Here is a 13094-nt window from a genome sequence, read left to right on the forward strand (position 1 = left end):
TGTGACAATTGCGACGGGTCCAGTCGCTTGTCAGGGATCGCGGGCGAAAAGTGTCAGGCGCTGCGGCCGCCGTCGGGCCAGTGCAGGGCCTCGTCCTCGCGCATGGGACGGCCCACGAGGAAGCCTTGGACGCAATCGCTGCCGAGGGCCACGATCTCGTTCAGGGCCGCGTCGTTTTCCACACCCTCCGCCACCACCTCGATGCCGAAGGCGTGGGCCAGATCCACCATCACCCCGACGATTCGCCGCGACCGGGAATTGTCGACGATCTCGCGGATGAAGGAGCGGTCGATCTTCAGCACGTTCACCGGCAGGCGCTGGAGATAGCTGAAGGAGGAATACCCGGTGCCGAAATCGTCGATGGCTACCTTGCAGCCCAGGGATTGCAGCTGGACCATGACCTCGACGGCCTTTTCCGGCTCGGACAGCAAGGTGCTCTCGGTCAGCTCGAACAGCACCTGGTCGCCGTTCAGGTTCACCTGTTGAAGGATATTGGCGATCCGCGCCACGAGATCGGGGGCCATCACCTGCGGGGCGGAGAGATTGACCGACACATAGCGCGCACCGAGCCCGAGGGAGGTGCGGTCGTGGTTCCACCGGGCGCAGGCCGCCACCGCCCGTTCCAGCACCAGCTCGCCCAATTGCTCGGACAGGCCCGAGGCCTCGGCGATGGCGACGAACTCGCTGGGCTCCACATTCCCCAGCGCGGGATGGCTCCACCGGGCGAGGGCCTCGAAGCCCATCACCGTCCCGGTCTTGCAGCACACGATGGGCTGAAACACCATGTAGAGGTCGCGCGAGCGCCGCAGGATCGCGTCCCGCAGGTCGGTTTCCAGCGCCAGGCGCTCCTGATGGTCCGCGCGCAGCGACTGGTCGAACACCACCGCATGGCCGCGTCCCTGGGCATGGAGCGCCATTTCCGCATCGCGCAGCATGTCTTCCAACTGGCCCTGCTCGCGGGCGATGCCGATGCGGGCGCGCAGATAGAAGCGCCGGCCCTCGCTCTCCAGCGGCGCCTGGAACAGCGCATCGACGCTGCGCCCCGTGGCCAGCGCATCCGAGCCGCGAAACAGGATGATGGCGAATTCGCGCTCGCCGGTGCGCGCCAGCATGGCATCGCCCCGCAGCGCCAGGCGCAGCCGCAAGGCCAGTTGCGCGGCCACCGGCTCGGTGAATTCGCGCCCGAGGCTCGCGGCGAGCACGTCGAGATCGCGGAAATGCACGACGACCACGCCGGTCGGCGCGCTCGGCGCTTCCGCGACCAGGCGCATCAGGCCGGCCCGGTTGGGCAGTGCGGTCATGGCGTCATGATAGGCGAGCCGCTCCAGCGCCTCCTGGGCATCCACGAAATTGGAGATGTCCCGCAGATAGGCGGTGAAGACGCGCCGTGTGGCCCCGCGAATCTCGGTGACGGTCAGTTCCACCGGAAACAGGCTGCCGTCTGCCCGCCGGCCCTGAAGCTCCACGCGGCGCCCGAGGATGTGGGGCGTGCCTTCTTCCAGATAGCGCTTGAGGCCGGCCTGGTGCGACATGGCATAGCGCGGCGGAATGATGGTGGCGCCAAGCGTGCGGCCGATCGCATCCGCGCGCCGAAACCCGAAGATCCGCTCGGCCGCCGGGTTGAACTCCAGGATCATGCCGGCTTCGTCGATGGTGACGACGGCATCGAGCGCCGAGCCGAGCATGCTGCGCAACGTGACGTCGTTCAATTCCCGCTCGGCCCGCATGCATTCGGCGGACCGCGCCACCATGCTCGCCACGAGATGGCACAGCGCTTTCACGGCCTCGTCCCACGGCTGGTCCGGGTCGTCGTGGGCGATGCAGAAATGGCCCCACCAATGGCCGGTCGCCATCACCGGCACGGTGTAGAAGCGCACGATCTGGTGGGCCTCGAAATAGGCGCGCAGATAGCCGGTGAGATCGCGGGTGAACCCTTCGATCACCTCGCCGCGGATGCGCCGGCGCGCCCAGTCGCGCTGGAGATCGTCGGGGCTGTCGGGGGCGATGGCGCGGTGGCGGGTGCGGCCTATGGGAGCAAGGCCCGGCCGCGCCCAATCGGCCCTGCACACCACTCCGAGCCCCGGCTGTCCGTCCTGCTGTCCGTCCTGACTGATCTCGAACAAGGCGACGCGGCTGAGGCCGAAGGTCTGGCCGATTTCGGCGCAGACCCGCCCCAGCGCCTCGCTCCAAAGGTCGCCGTCATCGCTCTGGGCGACGAACGCATTCATCGCCCAGAGCAGCTGACTCAAAGCGACCTCACCCATAGCAGGTCCTTGCATCCAGCCATCAACAAACGCGGTGCCTTATCGCGCGTCATCGCGTAACCGGACCGCCCCCAGCGGAAATCTTATTCCCTGGATTTGCGGCTTGCACGCATAAGATCACGTTTAGTCCCAGATTAACGGCTGGTGCGAATGACCTGAATATCCAGATCCCGGATCTTCTTGCGCAAGGTATTGCGGTTCAGGCCGAGCAATTCCGCCGCCTTGATCTGATTACCCCGCGCTGCAGCAAGAGCCGCCGACAGCAGTGGATATTCCACGTCGCGCAGGATCCGGTGATAAAGACCGGGAGGCGGCAGGTCTTCGCCGAAGCCGGCGAAATATGTATTGAGGTGCCGCTCCACCGACGCCGCCAGCGTGGCATCCACCGGCCCGTCCTCGGCGCCCGCGCTCGGCACCGGCTCGGACAGCTCGGCCTCGATGATGCCGGGGGTGATGATCTCCTGCGGGTACAGGGCCGAAAGCCGGCGCACGAGGTTTTCAAGCTCGCGCACGTTGCCGGGCCAGCGATAGCGCTTCAGCCGGTCCAGGGCGGCGGTATCGATCTGCTTCGCCGGCAGGCCCTCCCGCTCCGCCTGGAGGAAGAAGTGGCGCACCAGGTCCGGCACGTCCTCGGAGCGCTCGCGCAGCGGCGGCAGGCGCAGCGGCACCACGTTCAGGCGGAAGAACAGGTCCTCGCGGAACAGGCCCTGCTGGATCAGCGTGCGCAGGTCCTTGTTGGTGGCGGCGATGATGCGCACGTCGGTCTTGATGGGCGTGCGCCCGCCGACCGTCGTGTATTCCCCCTGCTGGAGCACCCGCAGCAGACGGGTCTGCGCCTCCATGGGCATGTCGCCGATCTCGTCGAGGAACAGCGTGCCGCTCTCCGCCTGCTCGAAGCGGCCGGTGTTGCGGGTGGTTGCGCCCGTGAACGAGCCCTTCTCGTGGCCGAACAATTCGCTCTCGATGAGGTCGCGCGGGATCGCCGCCATGTTGATGGCGACGAACGGGCCGGTGCGGCGCTTGCCGTAGTCGTGCAGCGCCCGCGCCACCAGTTCCTTGCCGGTGCCGCTCTCGCCGGCGATCATCACCGTGAGGTCGGTCTGCATCAGGCGGGCGAGCAGGCGGTAGATTTCCTGCATCGCCGGCGAGCGGCCAACCAGCGGGATATTGTCCTGCTCCTCGGAGCCGAGCGGATGCTGGTCCGACTTCTTCGGCTCGGCGAGCGCGCGGCCGACGATGGAGATCAGCTCCTTCAGGTCGAACGGCTTGGGCAGATATTCATAGGCGCCGCGCTCGGAGGCCCGGATCGCCGTCATGAACGTGTTCTGCGCGCTCATGACGATGACCGGCAGGTCGGGCCGTGCCTTCTTGATGCGTGGCAGGAGGTCGAAGGCGTTCTCGTCCGGCATCACCACGTCGGTGATGACCAGATCGCCATCCCCCTGGCTCACCCAGCGCCAGAGGGTGGCCGCATTCCCGCATGAGCGCACCTCATATCCGGCCCGCGACAGGGCCTGATTGAGCACGGTACGGATCGCAGCATCGTCGTCGGCGACCAGAATGCTTCCCGTGGGCATGGATACCTCAGTTGTCCTCGGAGGCGACACGTGTGCCGCGATACATGGGAAGGAGAACCCGGAAGCTGGTTCGCCGGGGCTGGCTGTCGCATTCGACGATCCCGCCATGATCGCCGATGATCTTCGCCACCAATGCAAGGCCGAGGCCACTTCCCGTCGGCTTGGTGGTCACGAACGGGTCGAACAGGTGGGGCAGAAGGTCGTCCGGCACGCCCTTGCCATTGTCCTTGACGCAGAATTCCAGCGGCAGGCTGACGCGGGAGGAGGCGCCGGGCACCGTGAGCCGCACGCCGGGGCGGAACGCGGTGGTGAGATGGATTTCCCCGTCGGTCTCGGAATCGATGGCCTCGGCCGCGTTCTTCACCAGATTGAGGAACACCTGCACCAATTGGTCGCGGTTGGCATAGACCGGCGGCAACGAGGGGTCGTATTCCTCGATGAAGCGGATATGCCGCGCAAAGCCCGAGGCGGCGAGCGTGCGCACATGCTCCAGCACCGCATGGATGTTCACCGGCTCGCGGGCGATGGGCCGCTCGTCGGAGAACACCTCCATGCGGTCCACCAGCTTCACGATGCGGTCGGCCTCGTCGGTGATGAGGCGGGTGAGCGCGCGGTCCTCGTCGCCCGCCGACTGCTCCAGCAATTGCGCCGCGCCGCGAATGCCGGAGAGCGGATTCTTGATCTCGTGCGCCAGCATGGAGGCCAGCGCGCTCACCGAGCGGGCGGCGCCGCGATGGGTCAGCTGGCGGTCCATCTTGTCGGCGATGGTGCGCTCCTGGATCATCACCACCACATGGCCCGGCCGCTCGGAAACCGGCCCGACGTGGATGTCGACGACCCGCTCGCCGCCGTTCTTGGGCGTGCCGAGGTCCACGCGATATTCGTTCACCGGCGCGCCGCGCGCCCGCACCTGATCGATCAGGCCGAGCAGCGGCGTGCCGAACGGCACGAATTCCGCGAACGGCCGGCGCCGCAGCACCGGCAGGCTCACTTCAAAGAAGGCCTCCGCCGCCACATTGGCGTCGACGATCTGCCCGGTATCGGAAACCGTGATCACCGGATGGGGCACCGCGTCGAGGATGGCGCGGGTAAAATTCGTCTCCGGCTCGGGCCGGCGCTTTGCATCTGCCTTCATGCCGCGGCCTTCCAATTGGCATCATCGAACGCGGCGCGGATCCCGCCCATCACCGCTTGAGGGTCTTCCATGCGCAGCAGCCTTGCCCGCCATGGCTTGACCCAGTCTTGCTCCCGGCCGGCGCTCGCCGCCGCCGCCTCCAGCGCCCAGCCGATATGCTTGCGGGCCTGCCGCAGGCCGAGACCGGGGCCGTAGAGGGCGAGCCAGCCCTCATACATTTCCAGCAGCACGTCGCGCTGCTCGCAAAGGCCGGGGTCGGCGGGCGCCCGCCCGGTTTCCAGGAAGCGCGCCACCTGTCCGGGAAACCAGGGGCGCCCCTGCGCACCGCGCCCGATCATCACCCCGTCCGCGCCGGACGCGGACAGCATGGGGCCGACATCGGCGCAGCTGGTCAGATCGCCATTGGCGAGCACGGGAATGGCGACTTTCGCCTTCACCTCGGCGATCGCGCCCCAATCGGCTTCGCCGGTGTAGAACTGGCACCGGGTCCGGCCATGGATGGTCAGCAGAGCGATGCCCGCATCCTCGGCGATGGTGGCGAGCACCGGCGCGATCCGCGCCGCGCCGTCCCAGCCCAGGCGAGTCTTGAGCGTCACCGGCACGCTAACCGCCGCGCGCACCGCCGCGATGATCCGCGCCGCCAGGGGCAGGTCCCGCAGCAGGGCCGCACCCGCCGCGCCGGTGGTCACGCGCTTGGCCGGGCAGCCCATGTTGATGTCGATGATGTCCGCGCCTTCCGCCTCGGCCATGCGGGCGGCCTCCCCCATCCAATGGGGATCGTTGCCGGCCAATTGCACGGCGTGGAGCGGAATGCCGGCCCGTTCGGCGCGAAGGGTGGTCTCGCCATGGCCGTCGAGCAGCGCCTCGCTGGCGACCATCTCGGACACCACGAGCCCGGCGCCATATCGTACCGCCATGCGCCGCACCGGCGCATCGGTAATGCCCGCCATCGGGGCGAGCACGACCGGGTTCGGCAGGGCGTGGGGGCCGATTCGAAGACCTGAAAGGGATGAAGGAAGAAGCTCTTGCACAGATTTTAGGCCACCTAGGGAATGCCTACATTCTAGACAATTGCGTTGCACACGCAAGGGCAGCGTTGCAATGAAGCGCATGGTGCGGTGCGAAGGCTGCCGAAGGCACAGGCGACCGCCGCTTTTTTGTCCCCTTGCGCGGCGGGTTCCGGCGCGGTTCAAGGAGCAAATGGCGAAAAAAGGAACGGACCTCATGACGACGTGCGCGGTCATCGTGGTGGCGGCGGGTCGCGGGACCCGCGCCGGCGGGCCGTTGCCCAAACAATATCATCGTCTCGGCGCGGAAACCGTCCTGCGGCGCACCTTGCGCCTGTTCGCTGAGCATCCCGGCATCCATGCCATCCAGGTGGTGATCCATCCCGATGACGAAGCGCGCTTCGCCGCCGCCGCCGACGGCCTCGCCAAGGTGCGCCCCGCGGTGGCCGGGGGACGCGAGCGGCAGGATTCGGTGCGCGCCGGCCTCGAGGCCCTGGCGGGCGAGGCTCCGGACCTGGTGCTGGTGCACGATGCCGCCCGCCCGTTTGTCAGCGACGCCCTGATCGCCCGCGCGGTGGAAGCAGCAGCCACCCATGGCGCGGCTGTGCCGGTGACGGGCGTGACCGATACCATCAAGGTGGTGGACGGTTTCGGCACCGTCGCCTCCACGCCCGTGCGCGCCACGCTGCGTGCCGTGCAGACACCCCAGGCTTTCCGGTATGACATGCTGCGCGCCGCCCATGATGCGGCGCAAGCCGGCGGTGTCGCCGGCCTGACCGACGACGCCGCCGTGATGGAATGGGCGGGGCACGCCGTCGCAACCTTTGAAGGAGAAGCGGGCAATATGAAACTCACCTCCGCCGACGATCTGGCCCGCGCCGCCCGCGAGGGCGCGGCTCCGCTCACCGATGTGCGCACCGGCACCGGCTTCGATGTGCATGCCTTCGGTCCCGGCGACCATGTGATGCTCGGCGGCCTCGCCATTCCCTTCGACAAGGGCCTGGACGGCCATTCGGATGCCGACGTGGGTCTTCACGCGCTCACCGACGCCGTGCTCGGCGCCTTGTGCGACGGCGATATCGGCGCCCATTTCCCGCCCTCCGACCCGCAATGGAAGGGCGCGACCTCCGACCGTTTCCTGGTGTTCGCGCTCGACAAGGTGCGCGCGCGCGGCGGCCGCATCGCCCATCTCGACCTGACGCTGATCTGCGAAGCCCCGAAGATCGGCCCGCATCGCGACGCCATCCGCGCCCGCATCGGCGAGATCACGGGCGTCGCCCTCGGCCGCATCAGCGTGAAGGCCACCACCACCGAGCGGCTCGGCTTCACCGGCCGGCGCGAAGGCATTGCCGCCATGGCGTCCGCCACCATCCGCCTGCCCGAGGAGGATTTGCTGTGAGCGATCTGGAAACCCAGGACCGTGCCCGACGTGTGCTCGAAACCTGCCGCGCTGCCGGCCTCACGCTCGCCACCGCCGAATCCTGCACCGGCGGCCTCGTGATCGGCGCGCTGACCGATATCGCCGGGTCGTCCGACGTGGTGGATCGCGGCTTCGTCACTTATTCCAACGCCGCCAAGATGGCGATGCTGGGCGTGCCCGAGGCGATCCTTGCCGCCCATGGCGCGGTGAGCGAGGAGACCGCGCGCGCCATGGCGCGCGGCGCGCTCGCCGCCGCCGGCACCGGCCTTGCGGTCGCCATCACCGGGGTCGCAGGTCCGGGCGGTGGATCTGATGAAAAGCCGGTGGGGCTGGTGCATTTCGCGGCCGCCAAGCGCGGCGGACTGGTGGTGCACCGCGAGGAGCGCTTCGGCCCGCTGGAGCGTGCCGACATCCGCGCCCGCTCGGTGCTTGTGGCGCTGGAGATGCTGGAGACGCTGGCGCGGTTCTGAGCGCGTCAAGCCGCCCCGTACACCGCATCCGCCCGCTTCTCGAACGCATCGGCGAAGCGGCGGAAAGCGGCGTCGAACATGGCGCCCATCAGCAGGCCCAGGGTGCGCGAGCGGAATTCATAGGAGATGAAGAAGCTCACCTCGCACTTGCTGCCACCCTCCAGGTCGCGGAACTCCCAGCGATTGTCGAGGCGGCTGAACGGCCCGTCCAGATATTCCACATGGATGGTGAGCTTCGGCCGGTCCAGTGTGACACGGGAGGTGAAGGTCTCGCGGATCAGCTTGTAGGCGACCGTCATATCCGCGACGAGCACCTCCTGTCCTTCCCCGCCGGGCGAGCGGCGGCGCACCCGCAAGGCTTGGCAGAGCGGCACGAATTCCGGGTAATGGTCCACATCCGCCACGAGATCGAACATCTCGGGCGCGGAATGGTTCACCACGCGCTTGCTGGAGAAAGACGGCACGCGCTCACACCCGACCGAGCTTTGCCTCGCGGGCGCTGCGCAGGCGCGCGAAGTCATCGCCCGCATGGTGCGAAGAGCGCGTCAACGGGCTCGACGACACCATCAGGAAGCCCTTGGCATAGGCGACCGTCTCGAAGGCGGCGAATTCATCCGGCGTCACGAAGCGTTCCACCTTGTGATGCTTGCGGGTGGGCTGGAGATATTGGCCGATGGTGATGAAATCCACCTCCGCCGAGCGCAGGTCGTCCATGAGCTGGAGCACCTCGTTCCGCTCTTCGCCCAGGCCCACCATGATGCCGGACTTGGTGAAGATGGAGGGGTCCAGCTCCTTCACCTGCTGCAACAGGCGCAGTGAGTGGAAATAGCGCGCGCCCGGCCGCACGGTGAGATACTTCGCCGGCACAGTTTCCAGATTATGGTTGAACACGTCGGGCTTCGCCGCGACCACCACCTCGATGGCGCCCGGCTTGCGCAAGAAATCAGGCGTGAGGATTTCGATGGTCGTGCCGGGGCTTGCGGCGCGGATGGCGCGGATGGTGCGGGCGAAATGCTCGGCGCCGCCGTCCGCGAGATCGTCCCGGTCCACGGAGGTGATGACCACATGGGAGAGGCCGAGCTTCGCCACCGCCTCGCCCACCTTCTGCGGCTCATCCAGATCCAGTGCCTGCGGCAGGCCGGTGCGCACATTGCAGAAGGCACAGGCGCGGGTGCACGTGTCGCCCATGATCATGAAGGTGGCGTGCTTCTTTTCCCAGCACTCGCCGATATTGGGGCAGCCCGCTTCCTCGCACACCGTGTGCAGGCCGTTCGCCCGCACGATATCGGCCGTCTTGGACCAGCCGGCGGAACCGGGCGCCTTCACGCGGATCCATTCCGGCTTGCGCAGGATCTCGCTTTCGGGCCGATGCGCCTTTTCCGGATGGCGCGGCCGGTTCAGGGTATTGACGAGCGTGACCATATCTTCAGGCGACTTTCGCGCGCGATAAAAGCATTCGCTTCAAAATCTAGTCTTCCCTCGCGCCAGCGTCGAGCCGGCGCGATGCAGTGCTGACCTGCCGGCAGCGCCGGACCGGCGGCGCTGCTCAGCGAGCGCGGATGCGGCGCCACACCCATAGCACGATGATGGCACCGATCACGGCGGCGATGAGCGTCCGGAAAAATCCGTAGACCGGCACGTCCGCCCATTCCGCCAGCTTGCCGCCGACGAACGCCCCGATCAGGCCGAACACGAGGTTCGTCAGCAGCCCGTGGTCGCTCTCGGTGATCCGTTCCGCGATCCAGCCGGCGATCAGGCCGATCAGGATCATGGTGAAGAAGCCGACCCCCGGCTGGCTCAACGCCGCATAGGTCTCGCCAGTCATGGACCACCCCCGGTTGCCGCCCGACGTGGGCCGCCGCCTCACATATGGATAACCCGGCCGTAGGCGTCCAGCACGCTCTCGTGCATGGTTTCCGAAAGCGTCGGGTGCGGGAAGATGGCGTGGATCAGCTCTTCCTCGGTGGTCTCCAGATTCATGGCGATCATGAAGCCCTGGATCAGCTCGGTGACTTCCGCGCCGACGAGATGGGCGCCCAGCAATTCGCCGGTCTTCTTGTCGAAGATGGTCTTCACCAGGCCCTCGGGCTCGCCGAGCGCGATCGCCTTGCCGTTGCCGATGAAGGGGAAGCGGCCGACGCGGATGTCGCGGCCCTGCTCCTTGGCCTTCTTCTCGGTGAGGCCGATGGAGGCGACCTGCGGGTTGCAATAGGTGCAGCCCGGAATCTTGTTCTTGTCGATGGGGTGGGTGTGCAGGCCCTTGATGGTCTCCACGCAGATCACGCCCTCATGCTCGGCCTTGTGCGCCAGCATGGGCGCGCCCGCCACATCGCCGATGGCATAGATGCCGGGCACATTGGTGCGGCCATAGCCGTCAGTCACGACGATGCCGCGCTCGATCTTCACGCCGACCGCTTCCAGGCCCAGGCTGTCCACATTGCCGACCACGCCGACGGCGGAGATCATCCGGTCGACCGCAAAATCGTGCTTGGCGCCCTTGTCGTCCTCCACATGGACGGTGAGGCTTTCGCCATGCTTGGTGACGCCGCTCACCTTGGCGCCGGTGAGGATTTTCATGCCCTGCTTTTCCAGGCGCTTGCGCACATGGGCGGCAATCTCCTCATCCTCCACGGGGAGGATCTGCGGCAGCACCTCGACCACCGTCACGTCGGCGCCCATGGTCTTGTAGAAGGACGCGAACTCGATGCCGATGGCGCCCGAGCCCATGACCAGCAGGGACTTGGGCATGATGTCCGGCACCATGGCCTCGAAATAGGTCCAGATCAGCTTCTTGTCGGGCTCCAGGCCCGGCAAAGCGCGCGGGCGGGCGCCGGTGGCGACGATGATGTGCTTGGCGGTATAATCGCCGCCGCCGAGCGCGCCCTTGGGCGCATTCTCGGCCGCTTCCACCTTCAGCTTGCCGGGGGCGGAAAGCGTCGCCTTGCCCCAGATCACGTCCACCTTGTTCTTCTTCAGCAGGAAGCCGACACCCGTTGAGAGCTGGCCCGCGACGCCGCGCGAGCGCTTCACCACCGCGCCGATATCGAAGCCCACCTTCTCGGCGGAGAGGCCGTAATCCTTGGCGTGCTCCATATAATGGAACACCTCGGCCGAGCGCAGCAGCGCCTTGGTGGGGATGCAGCCCCAGTTCAGGCAGATGCCGCCGAGATGGCTCTTTTCCACCACCGCGGTCTTGAAGCCCAGCTGGGCTGCGCGGATGGCGGCCACATAGCCGCCGGGGCCGCCGCCGATGACGATGATGTCGAAATTGGTCTCAGCCATGGATCTCTCCTTCCCCTCCTGGGCCGCCGGACGCACCGCATCGGCAGAAGGGACCGGGTGGGAATGGGGCCGTGCCCGCCTCGCGCCCACGCCGGCCAGAGGCCTCGGCAGGCGGCAAGGCCGGTGGGCCGGGTCCAGCGCCGCAGCGGCGCCGGACCCCAGCCGTCAGCGGGTCAGATAGGCGTAGATTTCGTCCTTCAGCCGCACGCGCTCCTTGCGCACGGTGTCGAGGGCCAGATCGTCCATGGGCTCAAGATCGCTCTCGGCCTTGTGGACCACCTCGTTCACCTTGTCGTACTCGGCGACCAGATGGGCGAAATGCGGATCGCTCTCGCGCAGGTCGTGGAGCTTGCCGGCAAGGTCCGGGAAGTCGGCGGCCAGCTGATGGGGCGTATGGGACATGTTTGCCTCGTTCTATCTTGGGCGCGGCGGCAGGGCGCCGCATGCGCCCTGCTACACCGAAGCCGCCGCGCGACCTTTGATTTGCCGCACAGGAAACCGGCCTTCCGGCCGGCTTCCGCCACGATCCTCGCGCCGGATCAAACCGGCAGGGTCACACCAGCATCGTCATGGGCTTTTCGACGAACTCCTTGAACGCGGCCAGCAGCTCGGCGCCCAGCGCCCCGTCCATCACCCGGTGATCGCAGGTGATGGTGGCGGTCATCTGGGTGACGATCTTGATCTCGCCGCCGCGCACCACGGGGCGCTGCTCCGACGCGCCGATGGCGATGATGGAGGATTGCGGGGCATTGATGATCGCCACGAAATCGCGCACGCCCATCATGCCGAGGTTGGAGATGGAGGTGGAGCCGCCGGAATATTCCTCCGGCTTCAGCTTCTTGTTGCGGGCGCGCGAGGCGAGGTCGCGCATCTCGTTGGAGATGGCGGAGAGCGTCTTCGTCTCGGCCTTCTTGATCACCGGGGCATAGAGGCCGCCGTCGATGGCCACCGCCACGCCGACGTCGGAATTCTTCATGCGCAGGATCCGGTCCTCGGCCCACACCGCATTGGCGGCCGGCACCTTCTGGAGCGCCAGCGCCATGGCCTTGATGATGAAATCGTTGACCGAGACGCGATAGACCGGCTTGCCGTCCTTGTCCTTGGACGCCATGGCATTGACGGTCTCGCGCAGCTTCATCAAATCGTCGAGGTCGCAATCCACGCTGAGATAGAAGGTGGGGGTGAGCTGCTCGCTCTCCACCAGCCGCTTGGCGATGGTCTTGCGCATGCCGTCGAGCTGGACTTCCTCGTACGACCCGGGCTCGAACAGAGCCTTCACCTGATCGGCGGTCGGGCCGCTCACGGCAGCCTTCGCCGGAGCGGGCGCCGCTGCGGCCGGCGCGGGCGCAGGCGCCGCGGCGGGAGCCGCGGCCGGCTTCGCGCCGGCCTGGGCGCCTTCCAGGTCGCGCGCGACGATGCGGCCATGGGGACCGGAACCGGGGAGCGCGGCCAGGTCGATGCCCTTTTCCTTGGCGAGGCGACGGGCGAGCGGAGACGCGAACACGCGTCCACCCTGGCCGTTCGCAGCCGGGGCGGCGGCAACCGGCGCGGGTGTGTGCGCCGGAGCAGCCGCAGGCGCGGGAGCCGGGGCAGCGGCGGGCGCGGCGGCGGCGGGCGCCGGAGCCGGAGCCGGAGCGGCCGCCGGGGCCTTGGCGCCGCCGGCGCCGGAGGCGACCGCCTTGGCGTCCTCGCCCTCCCCGGCCAGAACCGCGATGAGCTGGTTCACGGGCACGTCCTGCGTGCCCTCGGGCACCAGGATCTTCGCCATCACACCTTCATCGACGGCTTCCACTTCCATGGTCGCCTTGTCGGTCTCGATCTCGGCGATCACGTCGCCGGACTTGACGCTGTCGCCTTCCTTCTTGAGCCATTTGGCGAGGTTGCCCTTCTCCATCGTGGGAGACAGGGCCGGCATCAGGATTTCGATGGGCATCTGGTC

The 13094-nt window shown here is 67.5% G+C and carries 11 protein-coding genes and 1 pseudogene; 2 read left to right on the plus strand and 10 right to left on the minus strand.

All coding sequences use genetic code 11. The annotated features are described in order from the left end of the window. Window positions 1-53: 53 nt before the first annotated feature. From V5F84_RS15170 to dusB, 4 genes are all read right to left on the minus strand, one after another. The gene (locus tag V5F84_RS15170; RefSeq protein ID WP_394043808.1) at window positions 54-2249 is read right to left on the minus strand and encodes a putative bifunctional diguanylate cyclase/phosphodiesterase; all 2196 of its coding nucleotides are present in this window, start codon (window positions 2247-2249) and stop codon (window positions 54-56) included. Between the two features lie 149 nt (window positions 2250-2398). Then, the gene (gene ntrC / locus V5F84_RS15175) at window positions 2399-3841 is read right to left on the minus strand and encodes a nitrogen regulation protein NR(I) (RefSeq protein ID WP_394043809.1); all 1443 of its coding nucleotides are present in this window, start codon (window positions 3839-3841) and stop codon (window positions 2399-2401) included. A 7-nt stretch (window positions 3842-3848) separates the two neighbouring features. Then, entirely contained in the window at window positions 3849-4976 is a 1128-nt protein-coding gene (locus tag V5F84_RS15180; protein WP_394043810.1) for a two-component system sensor histidine kinase NtrB, read from the minus strand. Further along, window positions 4973-6007, minus strand: a complete 1035-nt coding sequence (dusB, locus tag V5F84_RS15185) for a tRNA dihydrouridine synthase DusB (protein ID WP_394043811.1) — start codon at window positions 6005-6007, stop codon at window positions 4973-4975. The genes V5F84_RS15180 and dusB overlap by 4 nt, the downstream gene beginning before the upstream one ends. A gap of 193 nt (window positions 6008-6200) precedes the next feature. On the opposite strand from dusB, the gene V5F84_RS15190 reads away from it, so the two are divergent. Continuing rightward, on the plus strand, window positions 6201-7382 hold the full coding sequence (locus tag V5F84_RS15190) for a bifunctional 2-C-methyl-D-erythritol 4-phosphate cytidylyltransferase/2-C-methyl-D-erythritol 2,4-cyclodiphosphate synthase (protein ID WP_394043812.1): 1182 nt from the start codon (window positions 6201-6203) through the stop codon (window positions 7380-7382). Then, window positions 7379-7967: pseudogene (locus V5F84_RS15195) on the plus strand (CinA family protein); the annotation flags it as partial. The gene V5F84_RS15190 and the pseudogene V5F84_RS15195, both read left to right, overlap by 4 nt. Here V5F84_RS15195 and V5F84_RS15200 read toward each other — a convergent pair. The 6 genes from V5F84_RS15200 to V5F84_RS15225 form a co-directional block, all read right to left on the minus strand. Continuing rightward, complete coding sequence (locus V5F84_RS15200; RefSeq protein ID WP_394043813.1) at window positions 7879-8337, minus strand: type II toxin-antitoxin system RatA family toxin; 459 nt, start codon at window positions 8335-8337, stop codon at window positions 7879-7881. The pseudogene V5F84_RS15195 and the gene V5F84_RS15200 overlap by 89 nt on opposite strands. A gap of 4 nt (window positions 8338-8341) precedes the next feature. After that, window positions 8342-9295: a lipoyl synthase gene (gene lipA / locus V5F84_RS15205; RefSeq protein ID WP_394043814.1), complete on the minus strand. Its 954-nt coding sequence runs from the start codon at window positions 9293-9295 to the stop codon at window positions 8342-8344. Between the two features lie 124 nt (window positions 9296-9419). Continuing rightward, window positions 9420-9698 carry a GlsB/YeaQ/YmgE family stress response membrane protein gene (locus V5F84_RS15210; RefSeq protein WP_394043815.1) on the minus strand — a complete coding sequence of 93 codons (279 nt, stop codon included), beginning with the start codon at window positions 9696-9698 and terminating at the stop codon, window positions 9420-9422. Window positions 9699-9736: 38 nt separating this feature from the next. Next, window positions 9737-11155: a dihydrolipoyl dehydrogenase gene (lpdA, locus tag V5F84_RS15215; RefSeq protein ID WP_394043816.1), complete on the minus strand. Its 1419-nt coding sequence runs from the start codon at window positions 11153-11155 to the stop codon at window positions 9737-9739. Window positions 11156-11320: 165 nt separating this feature from the next. Continuing rightward, window positions 11321-11557, minus strand: a complete 237-nt coding sequence (locus V5F84_RS15220; protein WP_394043817.1) for an HP1242/YdcH family protein — start codon at window positions 11555-11557, stop codon at window positions 11321-11323. A gap of 151 nt (window positions 11558-11708) precedes the next feature. Continuing rightward, on the minus strand, window positions 11709-13088 hold the full coding sequence (locus V5F84_RS15225) for a pyruvate dehydrogenase complex dihydrolipoamide acetyltransferase (RefSeq protein WP_394043818.1): 1380 nt from the start codon (window positions 13086-13088) through the stop codon (window positions 11709-11711). Window positions 13089-13094: the final 6 nt, after the last annotated feature.

The organism is Roseixanthobacter liquoris (assembly GCF_043195135.2).
Classification (GTDB): domain Bacteria; phylum Pseudomonadota; class Alphaproteobacteria; order Rhizobiales; family Xanthobacteraceae; genus NCEH01.

What these genes read in the sequence shown, in the direction of transcription:
- V5F84_RS15180 (WP_394043810.1), bottom strand. Translation starts at nt 4,976, where the DNA reads ATGAAGGCAGATGCAAAGCGCCGGCCCGAGCCGGAGACGAATTTTACC.
- V5F84_RS15225 (WP_394043818.1), bottom strand. Translation starts at nt 13,088, where the DNA reads ATGCCCATCGAAATCCTGATGCCGGCCCTGTCTCCCACGATGGAGAAG.
- V5F84_RS15220 (WP_394043817.1), bottom strand. Translation starts at nt 11,557, where the DNA reads ATGTCCCATACGCCCCATCAGCTGGCCGCCGACTTCCCGGACCTTGCC.
- lpdA (WP_394043816.1), bottom strand. Translation starts at nt 11,155, where the DNA reads ATGGCTGAGACCAATTTCGACATCATCGTCATCGGCGGCGGCCCCGGC.
- V5F84_RS15210 (WP_394043815.1), bottom strand. Translation starts at nt 9,698, where the DNA reads ATGACTGGCGAGACCTATGCGGCGTTGAGCCAGCCGGGGGTCGGCTTC.
- lipA (WP_394043814.1), bottom strand. Translation starts at nt 9,295, where the DNA reads ATGGTCACGCTCGTCAATACCCTGAACCGGCCGCGCCATCCGGAAAAG.
- ntrC (WP_394043809.1), bottom strand. Translation starts at nt 3,841, where the DNA reads ATGCCCACGGGAAGCATTCTGGTCGCCGACGACGATGCTGCGATCCGT.
- V5F84_RS15190 (WP_394043812.1), top strand. Translation starts at nt 6,201, where the DNA reads ATGACGACGTGCGCGGTCATCGTGGTGGCGGCGGGTCGCGGGACCCGC.